This is a genomic window from Chryseobacterium sp. 3008163 (assembly GCF_003669035.1).
GTDB lineage: Bacteria > Bacteroidota > Bacteroidia > Flavobacteriales > Weeksellaceae > Chryseobacterium.
On record NZ_CP033070.1, the window covers coordinates 292,421 to 315,769 of the forward strand.

Here is a 23,349-nt window from a genome sequence, read left to right on the forward strand (position 1 = left end):
CAAAGATTTATTACCTGATAAAATACTTATTTAAAATTTCTCCGGATTTTAAATTTTTCAATTCTTGATTGGTATTAAATTTATTTAATCCTCCTAGGCTGGGTATCCATTTTCCGGTTTTTATAAAATCTAAATTTTGCAATAATTCAAAATATTTTCTTCGGATTTGTTTTTCATTAAGTCCTGTATATAATGCAACCTTTAATTCTTGCTGCTTGGCTATTGAGATTAATTCAAGTAACTTTTGGTCATGCCACTCTCCTCCCATAAAAAGGATGCACGTTATTACTTTCTGATACTTTACAAGCAGACTATGAAAGAGGTCTGGAGTAAGATCTGTTCCGTTTTGTGGATTCCAAAGATGCTCCGAATGACAGCCATCACAAGCTAACTGGCAACCTGTGATGGTAAAACAAAGTGAAATTTCATTAGGAATTTCCTGTAATACGATATCGTAAGAATCATACTTCAACATTACCGTAATATCTTATTTTCTCTTCTTTTTGACGGTCTTTTGAAAAGTTTGTAATTTTCTTTAAATAGCCAATCACTCGAGTAGCATGATCGATATCAGATGAGTTACAATCTGTACAATAATGTACGGTTTGCTTATTAACAAAACCACATACGTTACAAACTGTAACTTTAATATTAAAACAGAAATAATTACAGCCTGTATGAGCCGCAACATCTAATAATTTTCTGAATCCTTCCTGGCTCGGATATTCTTCTAAATTACAATGATATGCAGAGCCGCCATCAAGATATTGAATATAGTCTTTGCCATGAAGGAAAAACTTATCTATCAGATTTTGACTTTTGTCTTCAACTATATAAAAATAAGAGTTGTAGCAGTCTCTTGGTACATATAACCAATCATTTTTATCCCATTTTGCATTTTTTACACCAAGATTTTCTGCCGGAACAAATTCTGTGTTAAACATAAAACCATAAATTTCTTTTGCTTTTTTATTTTTATGGTATATCAATTTAAGATTTTCATTGACGAATTTTTTATAATTGTCATTATTAGAGATTTCAATTCTCAGAAACTCCGCGGCCTCAACCATTCCATTAATACCAATGGTTAAAAATTGTTTATCTAATGATATAAATCCTGCATCATAAACAGGAAGCATTCCTGCATCTTTATAATCCTGTACAATACTTCGGAAAGCCACCTGATATTTATGTACTTTATCAATCACATTTTCAAGAGAAATTCCTTTCTGAACCAACCGATTCATATTAATTGTAATTACATTGATACTTCCTGTAGAAACACCACCCGCACCCAAAGAATAACTGAATGTATGGTCAGAAATTTCGTTTCTCAATCTACAGCAACTCGCTAATGAATCTGCATTATCCGATTGATAGATAAAAAATGAATTGCCCTCGCTTAATTCTTTGGAGCAGAAATTGGCAAAAGAATCATCATCTACTTTCTTATTCTTTGTAAGCATTGCAACGGTAATCACTGGGAAAGTTAAAATGGCTTTTGAACGTTCTTTGTTGAACCATTGCATAAAAAATTGCTGCAAATTATCTAATGAAGAATAATTTGGTTTGCTTCCATCGGGGAAAACAAATGTTCCAAACATAGATTCAAAATATGAGCTATCATATAAAGAAATATTCCAAAAAACCGACTGATATCCCTAGCTGCCGCTGGTTGATTAATTGCATATACAACGTGCTGTAATTCACTTTCAATAACTTGTTGATGCTCTATAATATAATCATCGCCAAAATCTTTTCTAGCAAAATAATCGAAGTACAACAAAAATTCTACGGTAGCAACAGCACCGGCAAATTGTGATGATACTGAAAATAAGAAATTAACAAAAGAACCGCAAAAACTAGCTAAATGCTTAGGGGCTTTAGATTCTCCTCCCAGTTTTGTTAATCCATCCAGAAGTAATGGATACATAGAAACACTCACGCAATATGGTTTTAAGCTGGTTTCATCGTGTACATAAATCTCATGATCATTCAATTGTCTGATGTATTCAACTGCCAGATTATCACCAAAAAGGTCTTTAATTTTATTTGAAATAAGTTTTCTGTTAACTTGAATATTAATATCCTTATTCAGTTCCGCTTCCATAGTTGCAATATTTTTATTGGAAACATTGGCATTTGAATCGAATAAGGCTCCGCTCGCAGCATTTGAAGATAATAAGTAGTTTTCTATAAAGTTACATTTTACTTCTAACTGTTCATTTGTTAATCGGGTGAATTTATTTTTCATAATTAAAATTTAAATAATATATTAAGGTATTTTACTATTTTATTAATCGAAATTTATTTTAAGATTTTAATTTTACTCTGCTATTAAAATCAATTTAAAAGATTATAATCTGGGGCTACTTTTTTTAGAATAATATGTATAATAAGCTTTATCAATTGATAAATTATTATGTACATACCAAGCAATAAACCCAATCCAAATATTCCAAATAAAATATGTAAATGCTTATTGCCATCATAAAATTGACTAAACAGGATATTTTCTGAAAAATAAATCCATTTTGAGCGTTCAACTCCCATAACCAATAAGGTTATAAAAAAGCAGATAAAAGACAAATTGAAAATCTTCGTTCCTATTACTATGTATCTTTTGGTATTGTTTGATATTGCTTTGATCTTATCTAGTATGAAGCATATTGATGAAAGCAAAATTGTTGTATTTATTCCTATTATTGTTCCCATAGAATGGGCAACTGTAATATGCGTTCCATGGGTGAAAAGATTTAAAGCCGGTATCGACAAAAGAATCGCAAGAAAAAGATTAATAAAAATCCACAGCTCAGAAAGCATCATGAAAGAATAGGAGGATGAATAAAAAATTTTCTTCTCGTTCGACAGGTTTTTCTTCCAAAGATATATGATTCGTAAAAGTATTATCCATTCTGTCATACTTACAAGATAAGCTGCATATCTTATCCAGCCAGGATTAGGAACAGCATACACATGATGTGCCCAGTTAAACATTACATTAATTAACCCAAGAAAGAAAAAGAAAAAAGCGGTTTTTGAACGGCTGTAAAAGTCGTTTTCGCTGCTTTTTTCCATTATATACATGGATGACCCGTATACCAACATATTCCAGGCTCCTACATAAGCGCCTCCCGACTTCCACTGCATTGTTAAATTCTGTATATAATTTTCTCTGAAATAGGGTAAAATCCAAAGATGAGCCTCGGTAAAATGAAAAATCATTAGTAAAATTCCGGTTCCCCACATCCAATAATAGACCGGCCACTGAGAAAAATTTCGCCACATCACACGGAAATAATAGAGTCCAAATAAAAGCCAGCCCAACAGTATGGGAATGTAGAACCAATGCGGAAACTCCAGATATTCTTTTCCTTCAAACTTCTTAAAAAGATAGCTTATGACAATCAATATTCCCGTGATAAAGAAAATCCAAAACTGCCATTTCATTATTACAGGATTCACTTTATCATTTTGTATATACCAAAAAATACCGCCCATTGCAGCCATAAAAATCCATGACAATGCAAAAAGTGTATGCAGAGGCCTTAGAACGGTGAATGGAAGATTTTCTTTAATAAAATCTGGGATAACATATTGAACACCCGATAAAAGCCCAACCAACAGGCAAAGTGCAAGACTCAACAATCCAACGAGTATATAATATAATGGATATGTGCTATTTTTCATTATTTTCTTTTTTTTGATATTGAACCCAACCTGTATATTTTATCTGTGCATTTCTGTTTGGGTAATAGCCTGTTCTGTCAACTTCTTTTAAGAATTGAAGAATATACTCCTGCTCATCTGATGAAAAATTGAATTTGGGCATAGATTTCACACCACTTATCATCATCACTTTTAAGTATTCTGCACTTTTTTGGGGATGCGAAGAAACGTTTGTTAAATCCGGCCCCATGTACCCGCCTAATCCGTATAGTTGATGACAGGCGTTGCAATTATTCTGCAGCCACAGATTTTCTCCTTTTAAAGCATTAGAGGACAATTTAATATACCCAAAGTTGGTTTTTTCTGTGTAGATTTCTTTACTATACAATGCGTAGATTACTACCAAAATAAAAAATACACTCACGTAATATTTATGCATGCTGTACTTTTTATTGAATTTTTGAACCAAAAGCAGTCATACGTCCTTCTAAATAAGAAAAATGACATACATGATATTGCCAATTTCTATTTGTGATTGAGCTGATTAATTTTGCCCCGAATTTTAAAACATTGTCAAACTCATTATGCTTCTTTTTTAATAAAGCTCTAGAAGAGTTTACATTTTTTACTTGGTCATTGACATTGAGAATAATTTCAATTTCTGTTACACTTTTCATAATGATTTGAATATGATTCTATTATATAAATCTACAAAGGATGGTACGATGAGTATTTAAAATTTAGTGCTCTATCTGAATCGCAAGAGCAATATGATTTATGACACAAAAATAGAAAAAAAAAGTATAATAAGATAAAAATGTCTTATTTATAATATCTTTGTATCAGAATCAATTTTTCTTTTAAACTGGTACAAAATGGATACAAATTTATCTTCCGCCCACAAAATGTTATTTCTAAATACATTGGCATTTACCATCTGTTTTTCTTGCTGGACTTTGAATGGTGTTTTAGTTACCTATTTAGTAGATAATAATATTTTTAATTGGTCTGTAGTAGAAACAGGCTGGCTTTTAGGTATACCAATTCTCACGGGCTCAATTATGAGATTGCCATTAGGAATTCTTACAGATAAATATGGCGGAAAACCTGTTTTCTCCATCTTACTTCTTTTGTGCAGCATTCCACTTTTCCTACTTTACTTTGTAGATTCCTATTGGATGTATTTTCTGCTAAGCGCACTTTTCGGAATGGTGGGAACTGGCTTTGCAGTGGGAATCGCATTTACATCAGCTTGGTATCCTAAAGAATGGCAGGGTCGTGCTTTAGGAATTTTTGGAATGGGTAATGCAGGAGCTGCACTTACCACGTTTTTCGCACCAACTCTACTTAATTATTTTTCAGAAAACAACTCAGAAAATGGATGGAGATTACTCCCAATCATCTACGGAATCACTTTGGTTATCATTGGTTTGATTTTTTTATTTTTTGTACAGAATAAAAAAGCAGCTATTCAAAATAAATCTATCCGAGAACTTCTTGCTCCACTTTCTAAGGTTAGAGTTTGGAGATTTGGACTGTATTATTTCCTTGTCTTTGGTCTGTTTGTCGCCTTTTCTCAATGGTTAATGCCATATTATGTGAGCGTTTACAAAACATCATTGGTTTTGGGTGGACTTTTAGCCTCAGCTTTTAGTTTGCCAAGTGGTGTTATCAGAGCGTTTGGTGGCTATTTGTCTGATAAATTCGGGGCGAGAAAAGTAATGTACTGGGTTTTATATTCATCTTTAGTATTAAGCGGATTACTCATGCTTCCAAAAATGGAAATATTAACGCCGGGAAAAGGCATCACTGCTAAGAAAGCCGGAATAGTTACAGCAATAGAAAAAGAAAAAATTATCCTTAATACAGGTAAATTTGAAATTAATTCAAAACCCGAAATTCCACAACAGACCTCGGTGTTACCTGAATCTTTTTCGTGGCAGGAAGTATTAGTAAAACAAAACGAGCAGGTTCAGAAAAAGCAACTTTTAGCTCAAGGTGTTACCTTAATCAAATTTGAAGCACATATTTGGGTTTTCTCAATTCTTGTCATTCTCATAGGGATTATGTGGGGAATTGGAAAAGCCGCAGTTTATAAACACATCCCTGAATATTTCCCGAATGAAGTGGGAGTAGTTGGCGGAATGGTAGGTTTAATAGGTGGGCTTGGCGGTTTCATAGGTCCTATATTATTTGGATATCTGCTCGATTTCTCAGGATTATGGACGAGTTCATGGATTTTCGTCTTCATTGTTTCCGCTATTTCTCTGTTTTGGATGAATACTATTATTAAAAAAATGATGCACAACGAAGCTCCTCATCTCAAAGATAAAATTGAGCATGAGAACAACAACAAAGACTAAACTTTAAAAGAATAAACAATTAAAAATATGAACAATTCACATTGGTTAACCGACTACGACCCATCAAACGAAGAATTTTGGAACAAGAAAGGAAAAAAAATTGCCTGGAAAACACTGACAATAACAACGGCTGCACTTACTTTTTCTTTTGCTACATGGTTTCTTTACAGCGTTGTCGTCATCAAACTTCCCCATATCGGATTCAAATTTACCGATGACCAACTTTTCTGGATGGCAGCAATGCCCGGTCTTGCAGGCGGACTCCTGAGAATTGTAAATACTTTTTTAATTCCGATTTATGGAACGAGGAAAATCATTTCCATCAGTTCATTAATTAAAATCATTCCCTTACTAATGCTTGGTTTTGCAGTGATGAATCCTCAAACTTCTTTCACCTATTTTATGATTATCGGATTTCTACTCGGAATTGGAGGTGGAGATTTCTCTTCATTTATGCCTTCAACATCCCTTTTTTTTCCTAAAAAATCAGCGGGAACTGCACTCGGAATCCAAGCTGGCGTAGGAAACTTCGGAGTAAGTTTGGTGCAGCTTCTTTCTCCATTGATTATGAGTTTAACAATCTTTTCATTTTTAGGTGGTGGACAAATAATCGCCGAGACCGGAAAAACCATTTATCTGGAGAATATTGCATTCATTTATGTTATTCCATTATTGATAATCGGTATCTGGGCATGGTTTTCTCTAAAAAGTATTCCTGTAAAAGCTTCATTTAAAGAACAATTAGATATTTTCAAAGACAGACATACTTTGTACTGTACGATGACCTATATTATGACGTTTGGTATTTTTGCAGGCTTTTCAGCAGCTTTTCCGTTAATGATAAAAAATCTATATCTTCCCTTAGATAAAAATTTGGACCCTTTGCAATATGCTTTTTACGGTCCGCTTATTGGCTCAGCATCAAGAATAATTTTCGGAAAAGTTGCCGATAAAATTGGAGGTGCTCTTCTCACTCATATTACAGGAATTTCTTTAATAATCTTACTTACAAGATTAATTCTTGGTGGCTATTTAACTCCTACTTCACCGGATCAATTTCAAGGATTTTTACTGATTGTTTTAGCCATTTTCTTCTTTACCGGTGTTGGAAATGCGGCCACCTTCAAACAATTTCCTACCATCTTTGCCAAATCACCAAGAAAAGCGGCAGGTGTAATTGGTTTCACATCAGCAATTGCGGCGTTTGGACCATTCGTGTTTAATGTTTTGATTACTCAATCCCGAGCAATTTCCGGAGATGCGCGATTATTTTTCTGGTTTTTAGTTTTCGGATGCGTAATGGCTACTGGTGTGAATTGGTATTTCTACACGAGAAAAGGCTGTGAAAGACCTTGCTAAGTTCTGCTACTAATTTGTTTAATAAAAAAGTAATGAAAAAAATAACGATTATTCTACTCTTGCTTTCAATATTCCTAAATATAGGTTTGATCTATAAATTCTTTTACGAGGGTGAGAAAGTAATTTTAGCAAAAGACGGAAGATCCGAAATAAAGATGACTGGAGAAAACCGTGAGTTTGTGATGACAGAAATGCGTGGCTTTTTGGAAAGTGTTCAGAAAATCAACGAAGGAATTGCCAAAAACAATCCCGAAATAATTACAAAAGTCGGTCAGCAATCAGGAACCTGCAAAGTAGATGTTGTTCCTCAAGGATTGGTTAGATCTCTACCGTATGAATTTAAACAAATGGGATTTCAGACCCATGAGCTTTTTGATGCGATATCGAAAATAGCAAAAAAAAATTATGACCGTCAGCAAACTCAAGAGAAACTCAATCAACTGTTGAACAATTGTGTTGCATGTCATAAAACTTATAAAATTTCTGTTGAAAAATAATTTGATATGGTACAAAAATCAATAACCTTTGTTTCTATTTTTTTATTTTAGGAAATGTCAATGCTCAGGTTGATAGCCTAAAAATGAATATAGATTTCCGAACGAGAGCCGAACTGGATAACGGAGCAAGAACAATAATGCCAAAAGGAAAATCACCTGAAACAACGATTGCTTCCAGGGCACGTTTTGGCATAGATTATTATTATAAAAATTTGGAACTTTATATCTCTGCGCAAGATACCCGCACTTGGGGTGAGACTTCGTCAAACGCAAGCAAAAATCAAAATTTCATTCTAAATGAAGCATGGGCAAAATATCAGGTTTCAGAGAAATTCTCATTAAAGTTAGGTCGCCAAATTCTTTCTTACGATAATGAAAGACTTATTGGAACACTCGACTGGATGATGCAGGGACGAAGTTTTGATGCATTAAAGGGTATTTATAAATTAAGCCTAAATTCAAAATTAGAAACTGTAGTAACTTATAATAATGACGACAATGATCTAAATGATTTTCCCGATAAAGAAATTTATACTATTTCGGAAGCGGGAGAAATAACAAAGTCTTTGCAGATCATTCATTATCAATATATCGGAAAGAAAAATTTTGAATTCTCTGCGATCGCTATGAATAATATATTACAGAATCCATCCGGAACCCATTACGATATGCTTACAATAGGAATTAATACAAAAAAATACTTGGAAAATATCGGCTTCTTTGGTTCAGCATATTATCAAACCGGAAAAAATACACTTGCGCAGAGTAAAAATGCTTATCAGTTTTCTGGGAATATTGACTTTACTCTTCATCCAAAATTCAACTTTGTTTTGGGAACAGAATGGCTTTCAGGGAAGAATTACGATACCGAATCCAGCAAAAATAAATCCTTCAGTCCGTTATACGGCACCAATCATTTTTATAACGGATTTATGGATTACTTTTATTTTGGAACAAGCCATTTTAACAGTTTTGGACTGAATGATTATTATTTAAAATCAAATTTAAAATTCAGTCAAAATTCATTGTTACAAGCTAATTTACATGCTTTTACCTCTAATGGAAAAATGGGTTATTCTGATTTTGGTCAAAAAATATCCACCTATTTAGGAACAGAGCTAGACTTTGTTTTCACCCATAAAGTCGGAAAAATGATTACAGCAAATGTGGGTCATTCTTTCATGTTTTCAGGGGAAAGCATGAAATTCCTTAAGAATGTCTCAGACCTTAAAAATGTACAGACATGGACGTGGGTGGGTTTGAAAATTATGCCCAATTTTAGATTGAAATAATATTTAGAAAGACATTTATATAAAAAAAGGCTGTCTCAAAAGTGAGGCAGCCTCTTTTTTTTGTTGACTTATGATTTGCGAATCTCTGACATATTTAAATACTCTTCAGCAATTCCCTTTGTTGAAGTTCTATGCGTTACTAAAATTATAGTTTTATCTACTGAAGCCTCTTTAAGTGATTTTAAAATAATGCCTTCATTAAGACTATCTATATTGCTTGTAGGTTCATCTAAAAGTAAAAGCGGTGCATCATGCAAGAATAATCTTGCTAAACTTATTCTTTGTTTTTCTCCTGCAGACAGACGGTCTCCCAACTCTCCCACTCTAGTATCGTAACCATTTTCGAGCTTATTTATAAACTCATCTATACTCGCTTTTTTTGCGGCATTTTTAATATCCTCCAAATCTGCATTATAGTTACCAATACGAATATTCTCAGCAATGGTATCGTCTAGCAAAATAGGATTTTGAATAAGGTATGATTGATTAATCCTTAAAGATGATGTATTAATATGGTTTATATTTTCGTCTGATATTTTTATTGTTCCACTATCTGTTTCCCAAAAACGCATCATAAGTTTCAGTAAGGTAGATTTTCCGGAACCACTTTTACCATTGATGGAGAGAATTTTATTTTGTTCTAAATTTAAAGATAAACCGTTCAAAATATTTTCTTTTGATAAGAAAAACTGATATTATCACATTCAAGTTTATTAAAAATAATATTAGAACCGTTTGTTATTTCATTTACTTCAGGCTGTTCATTAATTAAATCGATGATTCTTTTTCCGGAAGCAGAAACCAGTAGTAAAGTATTAGCGACATTCGAAAGCGCTAAAACAGGACCAAATGATGATAAAAGCGCAATCACGGGAATAATCATCGATGGGAAATCTATCTGACCTGTTTGATATAGCTTCCCCCCGAAAATAAGAATAAAAGCAGGAAAAAAAACCATTGCAAAACCATTCAATAAACTTGTTTGAAAGCCATATTTTTTCAGTTTCCGCTGATTATTCTTTAAGTCGGTTCCAATTTTAGAAATGGTATCAACTCTTTGTTTTTCAACACCAAACTGAAAAATCTCACTAATTCCTTTTAAAGTTTCATACATATAATCGTTGAGTTTAGAAAAACTTTCACGTTGCCTTATGCCGCTTTTCCTTCCCGCTTTTGAAATATATAAAGGTAAAAATACACCTACGAATAGATAGGTCAATAATGCAATTATACCAAATATCCAGTGAAATGATCCAATGAACAATACCATTACAATAGATACTATTCCGCCAATTATCATAGGTGATACCGTATGTGCATAGAAAACCTCCATAATCTCAACATCTGCTGTAACCATCGAAATAAGTGATCCTTTATCTCTGTTTTCTAATTTTGCAGGTGCGAGCCGACGCAAGGCAGAAAAAATTTTATCACGCAATAGGGCAAGTACGGTAAATGCAATAAAATGATTGCATAGTTGCTCTCCGTAACGCAGAAATCCTCTCAAAGCGGCAAACGTAAAACATAAAATGATGAGAACATTGAATGATAAAGGAACTTTAAACCCCAAAATATCTGCCATGGCATATGTTCCGAAAATTGGAATGAAAATAGCCATTAAAAAACCAATAACACCAGCGCTTACCGCCAAACACATATAGCCTGTAAGTGGTTTCACTAACTTTAGAAGTTCTAAAAAAAGATTCAGCATATTATCTTTTCTTTTATTACTATTTTGCATACTTTTCTAAATGTTTTTGATGTTGATATAAAATTGCATAGTCTTTCTGTGCATTAATAAGTTCTTCGTGAGTGCCCTGTTCTTTCACTTCTCCGTCTGACATATAATAAATATTATCAGAAAGTTTTACATTGGAAAGGCGGTGAGAAATAATGATAATGGTTTTCTCGCATGAGATTTTACGAATCAATTTCATGATAATTTCTTCGCTTTCTTCATCGATGTTAGAAGTTGCTTCATCAAATATTAAAATTTCAGGATCTTGAAGAAGGGTTCTTGCAATGGCAAGCCGCTGCTTTTGTCCTCCTGAAAAATTGCCGGCATTTTCAGAAAGATATGTTTCCAGCCCTTGTTGCTCATAGAGAAAATCATAAAGATGTACGTCTCTCAACAAAGAATCTATCTCTTCATTGGTTGCATTTGGATTTGCTATATGTAAATTTTCTTTGACAGTTCCTTTAAAAAAATAAGGATTATGAGTCAGCATATTGATCGTCATCATGCGGTTTTCCGTGGTAAGAAACTTATTCTCAATTCCTCCAATAATTATTTTACCCTGATAGCCAGTAACTGTTGCAATGAGTAAATTTGCAATTGTTGATTTTCCACATCCAGATTGCCCCACAATTGAAGTAATTTTTTTGTGAGGAAATTCCATATTCAAATGACTTATGATTTTATTCTTATCATATGAAAAACTAACTTCTTTCAGTTGTATGTCATAATCCAAATTCTCTATTGTTTGATTTGCCTGAGTATTCTCAGGAGCATCAAGAACATCCTTTATAAAAGTGCTAGCCCAGATTCCATTCATTGCAACATGAAATAATGAGCCCAAAATTCTTAATGGTACAAAGAAATCATAACAGAGAAGAATAATAAAAAATACTGCCAGAAGACGTGTATCACCTTGTAAAACAAACATTGACATTTGATGATTTTTTAGTTGATACAAAGCTGTAACAATTCCGGCGGCAAGACCTCCAAATGCAATAATATCCATCATATTAATTGAATTAAGCTGCGATCTCAGCAGACTCATTGTCTTTTTACGAAAGTCTTCGGCTTTAAGATTCATTTGCAAATGTTTTTCTGCATCTAAATCATAACTTTTTAGCATGGTGAGGCCTTGTATATTATCTAAAAAAATGTGTCCAAGACTAAAGTAGCTTTTCCAATATTTACCTAATATTTTTTTTGCTATCCTCAATCCAATCACTATCACTAATGGGATAATTGGTGATAGTAATAACAGAATAAGTGATGTTTTAATATTAATAAAAAAGCTGATCACAACCATTGTTAAAGTGGCCGCAATACTGTAAAACAACTGAGGCATAAAACCTGAATAATACGTTTGCAGTTGCTCAATACCCTCCCCGGCAAGCTGCATAATTTTGGAGGTAGAAATTTTCTGATTATAAGAAGGTCCAATCGAAATAATCTTTTTGAAAAATTTTTGGCGTAGGTCTATTTTAACGCTTTCTGATAATTGATGTCCGTAAAGTTCAGCCCTTCTTTCAAATAAAAATTTGACCAACCAAAAACTCAGTACCGAGATAAAATATAAAAAATAATTAGGAGGTTGACCAATAAACAAATCATTTAAAAGCCGTGCAACTGAAAAAGAAATTAGAATGTTCATCAACAAAGCAAACCATCGAAAAAGAACGTTCAACAGAATATTCTTCTTAGTTCCCTGTACATAATGTAAAAGTTCTGAATTAAGCATATAATGAAGTTTTAAATTAATAGTATAAGACCTTTTTATCTTATTTTTTATATTAGTTAAGTTTTTTCCATACATTCAAATATTGAATCAGAAACAACAACATATTTCATAATGCTTTATTTCATCAATATGTCTGATAACAAAATTCAATTTCAATAGTAAGCTGATTACTTAAAGATTTTGTAATTTTATCACTATTTTTTTGGGTAGAAATATTCAAAAAACATTTTTAAATAATTATTATAAATGCTAATATTTTCTTATACCTGTCAATACGCTATTAAAGCCTGCATTGTTCTTGCTACAGAAAGAAAAAAGATAGGTATCATTGATATTTCTGAGCAAATAGGTACCCCAACATATTTCACCTCTAAAATCTTACAACAGCTCACTAAAAAACAGTTGATCTCTTCAGGAAAAGGAAAAGGAGGAGGATTCTATCTAACAGATGAGCAATTTGAAAATCTTACCATTCAAGATATCTACGAGAATTTTGAAGGTAAAGAAGTTCTCACTTCTTGTCTTTTGGGTTTAAAACACTGCAGCGGTGAAAACCCTTGTCCTATTCATCATCTTGCAGTTGCAGTAAGAGAAAAGGTCCTTATTATGTTCCAATATAAAATTAAAGATTTGAAAGATTTGGGAAGTGTATTTCAAATTATGAGTCAACCTCCTGAATTACTGTAATTTTTTTATATTAAATTATTTATTTTCAATTTTTAAAGATCGTATAAAAGTTAGGATTGAAATCATTATAACAACCGAAGCAAAGAGCAGCCAATATTTTGAGCTTAAAAAAGGAATGTAGAATATTGAAAAAATTCCGGATAAAGCTAAGATAAATTCGTTGCAAATAATTCCGAAAACCATTAATAACACACTGAATTTTAATACGAGATTTAGTTTTATCATTCTATTCTGCAAAATTCTCCAAACCAAAAATAGACTAACTCCCATCAATAAAACCAAATGCAGATAAGCTATAACAATGTTAATATTGCTAAAAGCAAAAATTCCTAAACTTGGAATTACCGATAAACTTTGAAGAATAAATTTTAGAATAAAAGCAAAACCAAAAACACAAAGAAGAAGTTTCTGTATAAAATTTTGACGCTTAAAAATATTCGTTTTTCTTATCCAATTCAAAAATGGAATTGCGCCGAAGAATTGAATTACGGAAATCAAGACAAAAAATCCATATAAAACTGAGTTCATTTCAATCCATAAAACGGACAATCCGTAACCGAAAAAACATCCGAAAAACAAAAGATAGAAAATGGTTTTGTTGAGTTTTTCCTTGATTTCAATTCCGATTTTTTTTAATGAAATCAACAATAATCCGATGCAGGAAAACAGGAAAAATCCGTTGTATTGATAATGCAAATAAAAGTAAGTGGAAGCTCGAAACAGAACATCAAACTCTTCTTTCTTGCTAGAAAAATACGCCAATCCGAAAATCCCGATTGCTGAAAATGTGGCAAAAAAAGCGCCTGATTTCAACCAGATAATTTCAGGATTTTCATTCGATTTTGTATCAATTAACAAAAAAATAAAATATGCAAACCCAGTAAACAAAGCAATCGACGCAAAGACAATCGACAACCAAAAATAGCCTCCATAAAGAAATGTAAACAACATTCCGTAGGAACCAATTTGATTGTAAATCATTAAATATTGATATTTCGCAAGATTGATTTTCTTGAAATTTTCACTTAAATATTTCGTCACAAAAAGAAAAATTCCCGCCGAAACCCAACCATAAAATGCAAAATGTGAATGCGATTCCTGCATAAATTTATGATTAAACCCAGACAAAGAAAAAGCCATATTGTAGCGCATCATCACACCGACGGCCGATACAACGAAGAAATTGAAAACGCAGATTTTTAACCAAAAATTAAAGTTTTTCATTTCTTATTCAGTACTATTTCTCAAAGTTAAAAATTACTCCGGAACATAAATAATTTCACCATTTTCCAGCTCATACGCGATTCCGATTTTCTTGCCTTTTTTGTCAGACGATTTTTTGTCTTCAGATGGTGTATATTTATTAATTTTTCCGCCTTCTTTGGTGATGATTTCCATATTATCTTTACCCGGATTTTTCACAACGGTGAAATCTTCTTTTGTGAAAACTTCCGACATATTCATATTCATCACCATTGCAACCATCAGAGCCACAGAGAAAACCATCGCAACATCAAAAAGATTTACAATCACACTCAACGGATCAACATCCTCTTCTACCCGAAATTTAGACATGCGTCTTTTTCTTCTCATTTCTACAAATCTTGGGTTAAAACTTGGGCAACATAATCCAAATTATTGGTTTCTTTGGCATACCATCTTTGCTTGAATTGCAAAGTCACCAAACCGACTGCACTCACCACCAAACCGACAACCGTGGTCGCAAAAACCACTTGCATATTGTACGCCATACCAGAAATATCGCCCGAAGACAAACCAACCAAAGCGGGACTCATCGCTATCAAAGTTCCAATCAAACCCAAAACAGGTCCTAATTTTGCCAAAAGTTTGGAAACCGCAATGTCTTTTTCCGCTTCACCTTCAAAATTTGAAATCAAAAAATCAGAATAAGTAACATCCGGACGATGCGTGAGCAAATCTCTTAAATATTTAATATACAAAGAATTATCTTTTTTCGGCAAATTGTTTCTCAGATTTTCTGAGGTTTCAGAACTTAATGTTTTGATAGACAAATCCAGCAATTTGTCGTTTTTCTGTTTCGTGATAAACTGGTTGTAAAAACTGCCCGTAAGCAATAAAGATCGTACAAATAAAATCAGCAAAATGATGATATCGGGAATCAGCAAACTGTTGGCGACCCAAAAAAGTACTTTAGAAATTGTTTCCATTTTCGTTTTATTCTATTATTTTTTTAAATTATTTTTATGATTTGGGCAGCTATTTGACTACGTCGAAAGCAATTTTATATTTACTTTTTATGGCAGCTTTTACGCCTTCCACTCCCGCTTTTTTGCTCGTCATTCCTCCTCACAAAAAGAGCTCCATTCAAGTCGGGCTGCGAGCAATTCTCTGTTCCAGACTATGGTTTCCGAAAAAATTTCCACCAGATTTTATTAATGAAAAATCCTGCAAAAATAAAAATCCAAACAACCCAAAAGTAAATCCTAACCTTTGGAAATTCAGAGGTTCATCTACTGCAACATAAACCATTTTTCCACTTGTTGTGACGATTAATCCAAGAATTGCAACAAACAAACTCATCAAAAAATGAATCTCCAATCTCAAATCTTTTTCAGGAACCAAATAGCGAATTCCGAAACTTAAACCGATTATCAAAACAATGACAATCACAGCAAAAAGCATCGATAAAACTTCAAAATCAAAACCTGTAAAAGTGAAAAAACTTTGTGTCAGGAGGTACAACAAAACAGGAAAAATCAACAAACCGGGATAAAATTTCAAAACCGAATTCCATTTGCTTTGTTTTCCATTCATATATTCCAGCAAAGCCGTAAAACAAAAACTGAGGCAAATTGCAGATTCCAGCGTTACCAAAATCGCAATATTGCTGAGAATCTCTGTATTTTGAAGATATTCTTTCATTTTCACCTGCGACTGTTCTATCGCAAAAGGATAGACAAAAAATAGAAATCCGCCGGCTAAAATCGCCATTACCAAAATCTGCCAGAATTTCCAAAAACTCAATTTCAGCAGTGTGTTGATGATGATGAAGAGAATCAATATGTCGATGATGATGTTCATAGATTATTGTTCGTTTTTTCTTCTTTTTCTTAAAACAAAAATCAAAATTCCGAATAAAATCACAACCACAGCTCCGATGAAAACGCCGTTAAGTTCAGTTTTTTCCTGTTGATCTGCAGTTTGTCTTTCTTCTTTTTTAAGAACTTTTCCGTCTTTAGAAATTTTCCCATCGTTCACGCCTTCTTTCATTTCCCGAATCTGTTCTTTATAAATTTTCGCATCTTCAGGAGAGCTGTTTTTAGAAATATAATCCTGTAATTTTGTATTGTCTCCAGCAAAACCTCCAGGTTCTGCGCCAAATTCTTTTACCAGTTTCGTATGAAGCGAAGCAAGACCTTTCAATTGTTCTGCATTGGCTTTCCACATTCCTTTTCGGGAAGTTTCCAGCATTACGGCTGTCATTTCTTGCAAAGTGGCAGGATTTTCTTTCGTAAAAAATTCTTTCACGCCAAGATTATGAACGTCATTCATATAAGTATCATAGATTTCGTTCCACATTTCATTGTCAATAACTTCTGGTCTGGTTGCGTTCCAGCCGTAAGTATTGGTCACGATTTCTGTAATTTGCGATGCGCTGGAAGCTTTTCCTTTCATCACCTCATTAATATAAGTCGGGTTGAAAATCGTTGCTCTGGCTTCCACACCAATTGCTTCTTTCAGTTCCTGCATTCTCATATTATTTCGGTTTCGGTAATCTGCCAAATATGCGTCAGGATCTTTGCCCGTCACTTCTTTGATTGCCGTGTTCATTCCGCCCATAAATTCGTAAACGTGGTCCAAACTTATTGCGCCCCAAGTATTATTTTGACGAGGCTGAATAATGACATCCGTATTTTTAAGCGCCGCTCTCAACATTCCTTCGCTGTATTTTCCCCAATCTTTTTCCTGTCCGTAAGTTGCGCCCATATTGTAAATATATTGGTCGGCGATTTCCTTTTGGGAAGTCCATTTATCTCCTGCTGTAATCAGTTCTTTGATTCCTGTATCGTATCTTCCCTGCAAACCTCCGAAAATCCTTTGCTTCGACATTTCCCGCGCATCTTTTGGTGGAACTCCGTTGGCTACCAATTGTTTTTCAATATCTAAAGTTCCTTTATTAACTTGATTTTCAAAACCTTCATCTTTTGCATTCGCTGCTAATTCGATGGCTTTAGAAATTAAGAATAATCGTGAAGCCGCCAAATCTCTAAACTGACCAGAAGTCTGAATAATCACATCAATTCTTGGTCTTCCCAATTGTTTTGATGGAATCAATCTCACATCCGAAACTCTACCGTAAGTATCTCTCACAGGCTCGGTTCCCAACATGTATAAAACCTGCGCAATGGAAACACCTTCCGTTTCTACAAACTCACTGCTCCAAAATGTATAACAGATTTTTTTAGGAAATTCTTTATGTTTTTTCTTGTATTCGTCCAGTGTTTTTTGAGCTAAAGTCACGCCTCTGTCCCATGCAATTTCTGACGGCGTAGATTCTGCATTTACGGAATATAAATTATGCCCAGTTGGAACAGCATTCGGATTTGCAACTGCGTCTCCGCCAGAAGAAGGCGCAATGTAACCGCCGGATAAAGCGTTTAGCAAAGTCTGCAATTCAAATTCAGGGCTTTTTAGAAGATTTTCTTTGTAGCGCAAAACATTGGTCAAAGTTCTGTCGATTTCCAAAATTGCCCTCGCTTTATCCTTCATCGCTTTTGGAATTTCAGGTTTTTTGGAATCTGCAAAAGATGGCTTTCCTGATGGTTTTTCAGCATTTGGTTTTCCTGAATATTTCTGATTTCCGGATTTTGCAAAGTCTGGTTTTTGACCTTTCATTTTACTTAAATTCGGTTTTCCTTTTCCTGATTTTTTATCTAAAAACGCAGGTCGCATTTTTGGAGGATTCAAAAGCAATTTGGATTTTTCTAATTCATCCATTTTAACACCAGCAACAGAGCTTACAAATTCTGGAGAAACTTGTTTTCCATTTAAAATTTGATTCACTAAAACTTTCGCAGGATTCAAATATTTTTGATTAAAAAAAGCTTTATTTTTCAGTTGAATATCCGTTACTTTTCCATTCATTTTATCCAATGAAGCTAAACTGTAAGCAATTGGATCTGCGCTCATCGCCAAAACGGTAGAATTTATTTTTTCTGATTTATAAGCTTGTCCAGCAACATAAAATTCACCATTGATTTTTTCCGTAGAAACTTCTTCAGCAAAATTATCCAGCTTTTCGATTTCCATTTCAGAATAAGGTTTTGTGAGAATACTGTCTAATCTCAAACTTCTGTGAAGTCCCATTTTAACAGCCATTTTCTTAACCTCGATAGAAATTTCAGGTTTATTTTTAGCATCCGTTTTATGATAAAATCTAATCTTGTCTTGCAAACTTCGGAAGTAATTTCGCATATCGCTTTCTACAAAAGCTGGCGTTAAATAAGAAATCGTTGTTGCATAAGTTCTTCGTTTAGCCATCATACTTTCGCCGATATTTCCAATCGTGTAATAGTAAAAATGAGGAATCGTTCCGACCAAAATATCGCCCCAATCGTTTCCGGAAAGAGCAACTTGTTTGTCTGGCGTAAATTCTAAACTTCCGTGCGTCCCGAAATGAAGCATTGCATCTGCTTTAAACTCTTTCTGAGCCCAAAGATAAGCGCCCAAATAAGCGTGAGTTGGAGGTTCTTTTACGCCGTGAGTAATTTTAAATTCATCATCACCAATCGCTGCAGATGGTTGTGGAAGCAATGCTATGTTACCAAAACGAACCGCAGAAATTGCGAGATAAGATTTTTCGTTTTGATTGACATTCATAAAATCTCCCGGTGCAGAACCATATTTTTTGATGACATCATCATAGGATTTTTTGCTTAATGAAGATTTCAGCCAAGAATCATATTTCGAAGATTCTATCAAAGTCGGTTTTCCATTTTTCACAAATTCCTCGAAATGACCTTTCGCTTTTGGACTGAAAATACTCCCTTGTTTTTGAATAATATTTTCAAATTCTTTCTCGGTTTCGGGAAGCCCGTTCAGGTTGTAACCTTCAGCTTTCAATCGCTTCAGAACGTTGTAGAGAGACTCTGTACCTTCCATTCCTTGTGCGTTCAGCGTGTTTTTTCCTTCACCTTTAAAATAATAGACCGCAACTTTTTTATCCTGATTTTTTATGTTTTTCAAATCAATAAAATTATTTACGATTTGGGTGAATTTCGCCAATCTGTCAGGAATCGTTTTAAACAAAAACATTCCGTCTTTGGTTTTTTCCTGAGCGATGAGAACATAAGGATAAATCGCGCCGTCCAATTCCGGCATTACGATACATTGCCCCATAAATCCACCGACCATTCCCATTGGATCTTCCAACCATTTTTCTTCCAACTGCAAAATAGAAAGTGGTGTGAAAAACGGAATATTTCTTTGTTTCAGCCAATTGACAGCTTCGTCGGGATTTCCCATTGTGAGACGACCGTGTGGAAAATAGACGACTGCATTTGGATTTATTTCTGATAAAAATCTGATTCTATCGGTGAAAGAAGCAACAGGATAAACATTCAAACCGGACTTTTGAAATGAGACAATAATGCTGTCCAAATACTGCTTGTTTCCGCTAAAAGGATCGTGAATACCAGAAATCAAAGCTACTTTTGGTGCACCTTCTTTATAGAAATTATTTTTTTTGAGGTAATCTTCATAAGATTTAATATCGTTAAAAGCTACTTTCTCATCAATATGGAAATAGACATTTTCTTTACTCGCAATCGCATCTTTAGGATTGGTGACGAATAGTTTTTTACCATCAATATCCTTTCGGATGTAGCGAACCAGATTTTGATAATTTTCTTTATTTCCGCTTTCGAGATAAGACGAAACTTTCTTCAGTTGAAGCGAATCTAAACTGTTGATATTATTTTCAGGATTCGTAACCGAAGTGAAATGCATCGGTACTTCTTTGGAAATCTCAGTTAGTTTTGCACGTTGTTTGTCATCGATTTTAAGTCCCATTCCGAAACCGAGAACAAAATCATAATTCTTGAGTTTATCGATATTATCCAAAGAAACTTCCTTAAATTTTATCATTTTATCCTGATTCGACAATGCGATATTCGACGCTTGATACGGCTGAAAATTGACCAAAGCAATGCGTGTTGCAGATGCAGTTGATTTCCAAATAAACCAACCTGCGAAAAGTAAAACTATGGCAAGACCAAAGTAGATTGCCTTTTTTTTGTTTTTAATTAATTGAGATCCCATTTTAATCCTATATAATATGTTCTGCCAGGCGAAATGCTGGAGTAAAAACTTGAAAATTTGGTTTTATAATCAAATAAATTATTGATTCCTGCGCTTGCTGTAAAATTGAAAAGCAAAGGCGCAGACAACTGCAATCGCCAGATCGAATATGGCTCGTAGTAAATTTTGTATTCTTCTGTGTGCGTATCGATTCCCGTTGTGTTATCAACATCTGTGATATCCGCAGTTCCGAACGTATTCATACTGCTGAAATATTTTCCACTGAAACTAATTGTTGGCGCATATTTTTTGAGAAAATCCAAAGTATAATCCGCTCTCACAGTCGCTGTATGCGGTCTTGTTATCGATCTTTTTTGTGGATTTTCATAAACATAAGTATAGGCACCTTTCAACAACAATGATTTTCTCAAACGATAAGACAAAGAAACTTCACTGCTGAAAACATCGGTTTTCCCAACATTTATGTACTGAATGGTATCGCTGGAAACCCAATTTGCATTGATTTTGTCCTGAATTTTGGAATATTGAGCCATCAATGTGATGTTCAGTTTTTTGAAATTTAAGTCCGAAGAAATATTGAAATTGTTGCTTTTCTCCGCTTTCATATTGTTGTTTCCAATGATCTGAAAACCGCCACCATAAGGATGAAACCAATCGGTGTACAATTCTTTCAGCGTCGGTGCTCGGAAACCTCCGGAATATCCACCTCGAAGAGTCATATTTTTATTGACTTTGTACATTCCCGACAAACGAAAAGTCGGATGTCCTTTGAATTGTGAATGATAATCGTATCTCGCACCTGTAACCAAGGTAAAAGCATCTGCCAATTTCCATTCCTGCTGTGTGAAAAGTGAATAATTCTGAGCATCTCTTTTCGCACCAGAACCATCACTCACAAACATAAATGTGAGCAAATCTTCAGAAAAAGCTTCTGCACCGGCAACCAAAGAATGTTTTCCGAAAAGTTGAACATCGTAAATGGAACCAACTCGCCAGATTTTGTTCTCGTAGTTTTTATCTTTTGATTTAATAATTTATAAAAATCGAATTTCTGATACTCATCATAACTTCCTGATACAACCAAATTGCTGTTCTCGCGAAGCTGAAAACTTGTCTTCATCCCAGTTCTGAAATTATGAAACTGATCCCGAACTTTAAAGCCATCCAAACCACCCGTATTTCTCTCCTGAAAGTAAAAACCTGTATTGATTTCTGTCTGGATTTTTGGCGTAATTTTTATGGAAACATTCGGACTGAAACCGTAATCTGTATATCCAGCAATGTAGGTACTGCTCAGTTTTTGTTCCACAATATTTCCGTGGGTGTATTCTTGTTTCAACGCTTCTGTATCAGTCAATAAATAAGGATCTCTGCTTTTATAAAACGCTGAAAAACCTGCACTTCCCCATTTTTGTTTTGTTCCGAAAGTTAAATTGTAATTCTGATCTTTATTGCTTCCGTATAAAGCCGAAGCACTGATCTGCAAAGGTTTTTTAAGCTTTTTAGTAATGATATTGATGACACCACCAATCGCATTGGAGCCATACAAAGAAGACGACGCTCCTTTCACGATTTCCACACGCTCGATGTTGTTCATATCAATTCTGTTGTAATCGATATTATCAAAAGTTTCCCCTGCCATTCTTTCGCCGTCAATCAGAAAAAGAACATATTTCCCGCCAAATCCCATCATATTGATGTTTGCGTGACCACCATTATTAGTAAATTCTACACCCGCCAATTCTTGCTCCATAAAATCACGAAAATTTGCCATTTTCGATTTCTCAATCGCTTCAGAAGTGATGACTTGTGTGGTTACAGGAACGTCTTTCAGTTTTCTTTCGGTTCTTGTCGCCGTTACTACAACTTGCTCAATATCTTTGTATTGTTCTTGTTTTTCGGAAAGATTTTCAGTCTGAGACCAGAGAATATTTGAAAGAAATATCAGTGGAAGAATTATCAGTTTTTTTAGCATCTCCATTCTTTTTTAAATGAATTGCTGAAACATATCCAACAATTCATTTCATTCAATAACCCGAGATTAATTTGTTGATTTTAAAAAGCAGAACCGCCTTCAGCATTGTATTGGTATTTGAAACTTACGTGACCAGCAGTGTTTGTTGCACTTTTATTATCGTAAATCTGTAGTTTCACAAATTTTCCAGAAGCCGATTTCACAACATACACAAAATTATGAACCGTATATTTTGGTGGCGGACTGCTTGTATCGACTGTTAACCAAGTTGTTAAAGTTTGAGAAAACGGTTGATCTTCCTCCGTGATTCCAGTTCCTGTAAACGCAGTTGTGATTTTTCCAATTTCGTCTTTCACGTATCCGGAAGTTGGTGCAGAAATGATGGAGTTCCATTCAGTTTTGTTTGTGTTGATTGCTTCGCCACTCCCTTTTCCAGATTTTCCACCATTCAGTTTTACATCACCTCTGTGGAAAGCGATGTCCCAATTATTATCATTTTGAGGATCTGAAACGGTAACAATTTCATTTTTTGAAAATGAAAAATAAATCCAGTTGGTGTACGATCTTGCATCTAAAAATTGATGCGTTTTGATTTCTCCTGCTGTTGCAATATCTTCTTCTCTATCGTCGCTACTGCTACATGAAGTGAAAATTAGAAGCACTAATAAAAGAGCAAAAATTGATTTTAATTTCATAATGTATAAATTATTTTTACAAAGGAATTAATTTTAT

General features: G+C 34.1%; 20 protein-coding genes and 1 pseudogene. 5 read left to right on the top strand and 16 right to left on the bottom strand.

Going from position 1 to position 23,349, the window contains the following annotated elements; all coding sequences use genetic code 11:
• Positions 1-10: 10 nt before the first annotated feature.
• The 5 genes and pseudogenes from nrdG to EAG08_RS01200 form a co-directional block, all read right to left on the bottom strand.
• A complete protein-coding gene (gene nrdG, locus EAG08_RS01180) occupies positions 11-475 on the bottom strand; it encodes an anaerobic ribonucleoside-triphosphate reductase activating protein (RefSeq protein WP_072408857.1) in 465 nt (154 codons plus the stop codon).
• A pseudogene (gene nrdD, locus EAG08_RS01185) lies at positions 462-2,254 on the bottom strand (anaerobic ribonucleoside-triphosphate reductase). Before nrdD ends, nrdG begins: the two are co-directional and overlap by 14 nt.
• An 89-nt stretch (positions 2,255-2,343) precedes the next feature.
• Positions 2,344-3,690 carry a cbb3-type cytochrome c oxidase subunit I gene (locus tag EAG08_RS01190; protein WP_129533882.1) on the bottom strand — a complete coding sequence of 449 codons (1,347 nt, stop codon included), beginning with the start codon at positions 3,688-3,690 and terminating at the stop codon, positions 2,344-2,346.
• A complete protein-coding gene (locus EAG08_RS01195; protein ID WP_123885209.1) occupies positions 3,680-4,108 on the bottom strand; it encodes a c-type cytochrome in 429 nt (142 codons plus the stop codon). The genes EAG08_RS01190 and EAG08_RS01195 overlap by 11 nt, the downstream gene beginning before the upstream one ends.
• A 10-nt stretch (positions 4,109-4,118) precedes the next feature.
• Positions 4,119-4,346 carry a hypothetical protein gene (locus tag EAG08_RS01200; RefSeq protein ID WP_072408849.1) on the bottom strand — a complete coding sequence of 76 codons (228 nt, stop codon included), beginning with the start codon at positions 4,344-4,346 and terminating at the stop codon, positions 4,119-4,121.
• 198 nt (positions 4,347-4,544) lie between these two features.
• Between EAG08_RS01200 and EAG08_RS01205 the strand changes: the two genes are divergently transcribed.
• The 4 genes from EAG08_RS01205 to EAG08_RS01220 all read left to right on the top strand — a co-directional run bounded on the left by EAG08_RS01205 (position 4,545) and on the right by EAG08_RS01220 (position 9,180).
• Positions 4,545-6,032 carry an MFS transporter gene (locus tag EAG08_RS01205; RefSeq protein WP_262696780.1) on the top strand — a complete coding sequence of 496 codons (1,488 nt, stop codon included), beginning with the start codon at positions 4,545-4,547 and terminating at the stop codon, positions 6,030-6,032.
• A 27-nt stretch (positions 6,033-6,059) separates the two neighbouring features.
• The gene (locus tag EAG08_RS01210) at positions 6,060-7,391 is read left to right on the top strand and encodes an MFS transporter (protein WP_079466031.1); all 1,332 of its coding nucleotides are present in this window, start codon (positions 6,060-6,062) and stop codon (positions 7,389-7,391) included.
• A gap of 32 nt (positions 7,392-7,423) precedes the next feature.
• Positions 7,424-7,888, top strand: coding sequence for a hypothetical protein (locus EAG08_RS01215; RefSeq protein WP_072408845.1), 465 nt, complete (start codon positions 7,424-7,426; stop codon positions 7,886-7,888).
• An 83-nt stretch (positions 7,889-7,971) separates the two neighbouring features.
• Positions 7,972-9,180 carry an alginate export family protein gene (locus tag EAG08_RS01220; RefSeq protein ID WP_129533883.1) on the top strand — a complete coding sequence of 403 codons (1,209 nt, stop codon included), beginning with the start codon at positions 7,972-7,974 and terminating at the stop codon, positions 9,178-9,180.
• 68 nt (positions 9,181-9,248) lie between these two features.
• Here the strand turns inward: EAG08_RS01220 and EAG08_RS21640 are convergent, their stop codons facing one another.
• Genes EAG08_RS21640 through EAG08_RS01230 form a run of 3 tightly spaced genes read right to left on the bottom strand, consistent with a single transcriptional unit; the run spans position 9,249 to position 12,653 of the window.
• Positions 9,249-9,845: an ATP-binding cassette domain-containing protein gene (locus EAG08_RS21640; RefSeq protein ID WP_228446704.1), complete on the bottom strand. Its 597-nt coding sequence runs from the start codon at positions 9,843-9,845 to the stop codon at positions 9,249-9,251.
• Positions 9,842-10,921 (bottom strand): ABC transporter transmembrane domain-containing protein, encoded by a 1,080-nt coding sequence (locus tag EAG08_RS21645; RefSeq protein ID WP_228446705.1) that lies wholly within the window; start codon positions 10,919-10,921, stop codon positions 9,842-9,844. The genes EAG08_RS21640 and EAG08_RS21645 overlap by 4 nt, the downstream gene beginning before the upstream one ends.
• Entirely contained in the window at positions 10,911-12,653 is a 1,743-nt protein-coding gene (locus tag EAG08_RS01230; RefSeq protein ID WP_072408926.1) for an ABC transporter ATP-binding protein/permease, read from the bottom strand. Before EAG08_RS01230 ends, EAG08_RS21645 begins: the two co-directional genes overlap by 11 nt.
• 246 nt (positions 12,654-12,899) lie before the next feature.
• Here EAG08_RS01230 and EAG08_RS01235 point away from each other — a divergent pair, with 246 nt between their 5' ends.
• A complete protein-coding gene (locus EAG08_RS01235; protein WP_079466029.1) occupies positions 12,900-13,340 on the top strand; it encodes an RrF2 family transcriptional regulator in 441 nt (146 codons plus the stop codon).
• A gap of 15 nt (positions 13,341-13,355) precedes the next feature.
• Here EAG08_RS01235 and EAG08_RS01240 read toward each other — a convergent pair whose 3' ends face one another.
• The 8 genes from EAG08_RS01240 to EAG08_RS01270 form a co-directional block, all read right to left on the bottom strand.
• Complete coding sequence (locus EAG08_RS01240; protein ID WP_129533884.1) at positions 13,356-14,564, bottom strand: hypothetical protein; 1,209 nt, start codon at positions 14,562-14,564, stop codon at positions 13,356-13,358.
• A 33-nt stretch (positions 14,565-14,597) separates the two neighbouring features.
• On the bottom strand, positions 14,598-14,933 hold the full coding sequence (locus EAG08_RS01245) for a DUF2149 domain-containing protein (protein ID WP_072408838.1): 336 nt from the start codon (positions 14,931-14,933) through the stop codon (positions 14,598-14,600).
• Positions 14,934-14,935: 2 nt separating this feature from the next.
• Positions 14,936-15,529 (bottom strand): MotA/TolQ/ExbB proton channel family protein, encoded by a 594-nt coding sequence (locus EAG08_RS01250; protein ID WP_072408836.1) that lies wholly within the window; start codon positions 15,527-15,529, stop codon positions 14,936-14,938.
• Positions 15,530-15,686: 157 nt separating this feature from the next.
• Positions 15,687-16,403, bottom strand: a complete 717-nt coding sequence (locus tag EAG08_RS01255) for a hypothetical protein (RefSeq protein WP_129533885.1) — start codon at positions 16,401-16,403, stop codon at positions 15,687-15,689.
• 3 nt (positions 16,404-16,406) lie between these two features.
• Positions 16,407-20,642, bottom strand: coding sequence for a cobaltochelatase subunit CobN (locus EAG08_RS01260; RefSeq protein ID WP_129533886.1), 4,236 nt, complete (start codon positions 20,640-20,642; stop codon positions 16,407-16,409).
• Positions 20,627-21,589, bottom strand: a complete 963-nt coding sequence (locus EAG08_RS21650) for a TonB-dependent receptor plug domain-containing protein (RefSeq protein WP_228446706.1) — start codon at positions 21,587-21,589, stop codon at positions 20,627-20,629. Before EAG08_RS21650 ends, EAG08_RS01260 begins: the two co-directional genes overlap by 16 nt.
• Positions 21,535-22,617 (bottom strand): TonB-dependent receptor plug domain-containing protein, encoded by a 1,083-nt coding sequence (locus EAG08_RS21655; RefSeq protein WP_228446707.1) that lies wholly within the window; start codon positions 22,615-22,617, stop codon positions 21,535-21,537. Before EAG08_RS21655 ends, EAG08_RS21650 begins: the two co-directional genes overlap by 55 nt.
• Positions 22,618-22,697: 80 nt before the next feature.
• On the bottom strand, positions 22,698-23,312 hold the full coding sequence (locus EAG08_RS01270; protein ID WP_072408830.1) for an HmuY family protein: 615 nt from the start codon (positions 23,310-23,312) through the stop codon (positions 22,698-22,700).
• Positions 23,313-23,349: the final 37 nt, after the last annotated feature.

Excerpts from the sequence above, each read along its gene's own strand:
- nrdG (WP_072408857.1), bottom strand. The coding sequence starts at position 475 with ATGTTGAAGTATGATTCTTACGATATCGTATTACAGGAAATTCCTAAT.
- EAG08_RS01190 (WP_129533882.1), bottom strand. The coding sequence starts at position 3,690 with ATGAAAAATAGCACATATCCATTATATTATATACTCGTTGGATTGTTG.
- EAG08_RS01195 (WP_123885209.1), bottom strand. The coding sequence starts at position 4,108 with ATGCATAAATATTACGTGAGTGTATTTTTTATTTTGGTAGTAATCTAC.
- EAG08_RS01200 (WP_072408849.1), bottom strand. The coding sequence starts at position 4,346 with ATGAAAAGTGTAACAGAAATTGAAATTATTCTCAATGTCAATGACCAA.
- EAG08_RS01205 (WP_262696780.1), top strand. The coding sequence starts at position 4,545 with ATGGATACAAATTTATCTTCCGCCCACAAAATGTTATTTCTAAATACA.
- EAG08_RS01210 (WP_079466031.1), top strand. The coding sequence starts at position 6,060 with ATGAACAATTCACATTGGTTAACCGACTACGACCCATCAAACGAAGAA.
- EAG08_RS01215 (WP_072408845.1), top strand. The coding sequence starts at position 7,424 with ATGAAAAAAATAACGATTATTCTACTCTTGCTTTCAATATTCCTAAAT.
- EAG08_RS01220 (WP_129533883.1), top strand. The coding sequence starts at position 7,972 with ATGAATATAGATTTCCGAACGAGAGCCGAACTGGATAACGGAGCAAGA.
- EAG08_RS21645 (WP_228446705.1), bottom strand. The coding sequence starts at position 10,921 with ATGCAAAATAGTAATAAAAGAAAAGATAATATGCTGAATCTTTTTTTA.
- EAG08_RS01230 (WP_072408926.1), bottom strand. The coding sequence starts at position 12,653 with ATGCTTAATTCAGAACTTTTACATTATGTACAGGGAACTAAGAAGAAT.
- EAG08_RS01235 (WP_079466029.1), top strand. The coding sequence starts at position 12,900 with ATGCTAATATTTTCTTATACCTGTCAATACGCTATTAAAGCCTGCATT.
- EAG08_RS01240 (WP_129533884.1), bottom strand. The coding sequence starts at position 14,564 with ATGAAAAACTTTAATTTTTGGTTAAAAATCTGCGTTTTCAATTTCTTC.
- EAG08_RS01245 (WP_072408838.1), bottom strand. The coding sequence starts at position 14,933 with ATGAGAAGAAAAAGACGCATGTCTAAATTTCGGGTAGAAGAGGATGTT.
- EAG08_RS01250 (WP_072408836.1), bottom strand. The coding sequence starts at position 15,529 with ATGGAAACAATTTCTAAAGTACTTTTTTGGGTCGCCAACAGTTTGCTG.
- EAG08_RS01255 (WP_129533885.1), bottom strand. The coding sequence starts at position 16,403 with ATGAACATCATCATCGACATATTGATTCTCTTCATCATCATCAACACA.
- EAG08_RS01260 (WP_129533886.1), bottom strand. The coding sequence starts at position 20,642 with ATGGGATCTCAATTAATTAAAAACAAAAAAAAGGCAATCTACTTTGGT.
- EAG08_RS21655 (WP_228446707.1), bottom strand. The coding sequence starts at position 22,617 with ATGCTAAAAAAACTGATAATTCTTCCACTGATATTTCTTTCAAATATT.
- EAG08_RS01270 (WP_072408830.1), bottom strand. The coding sequence starts at position 23,312 with ATGAAATTAAAATCAATTTTTGCTCTTTTATTAGTGCTTCTAATTTTC.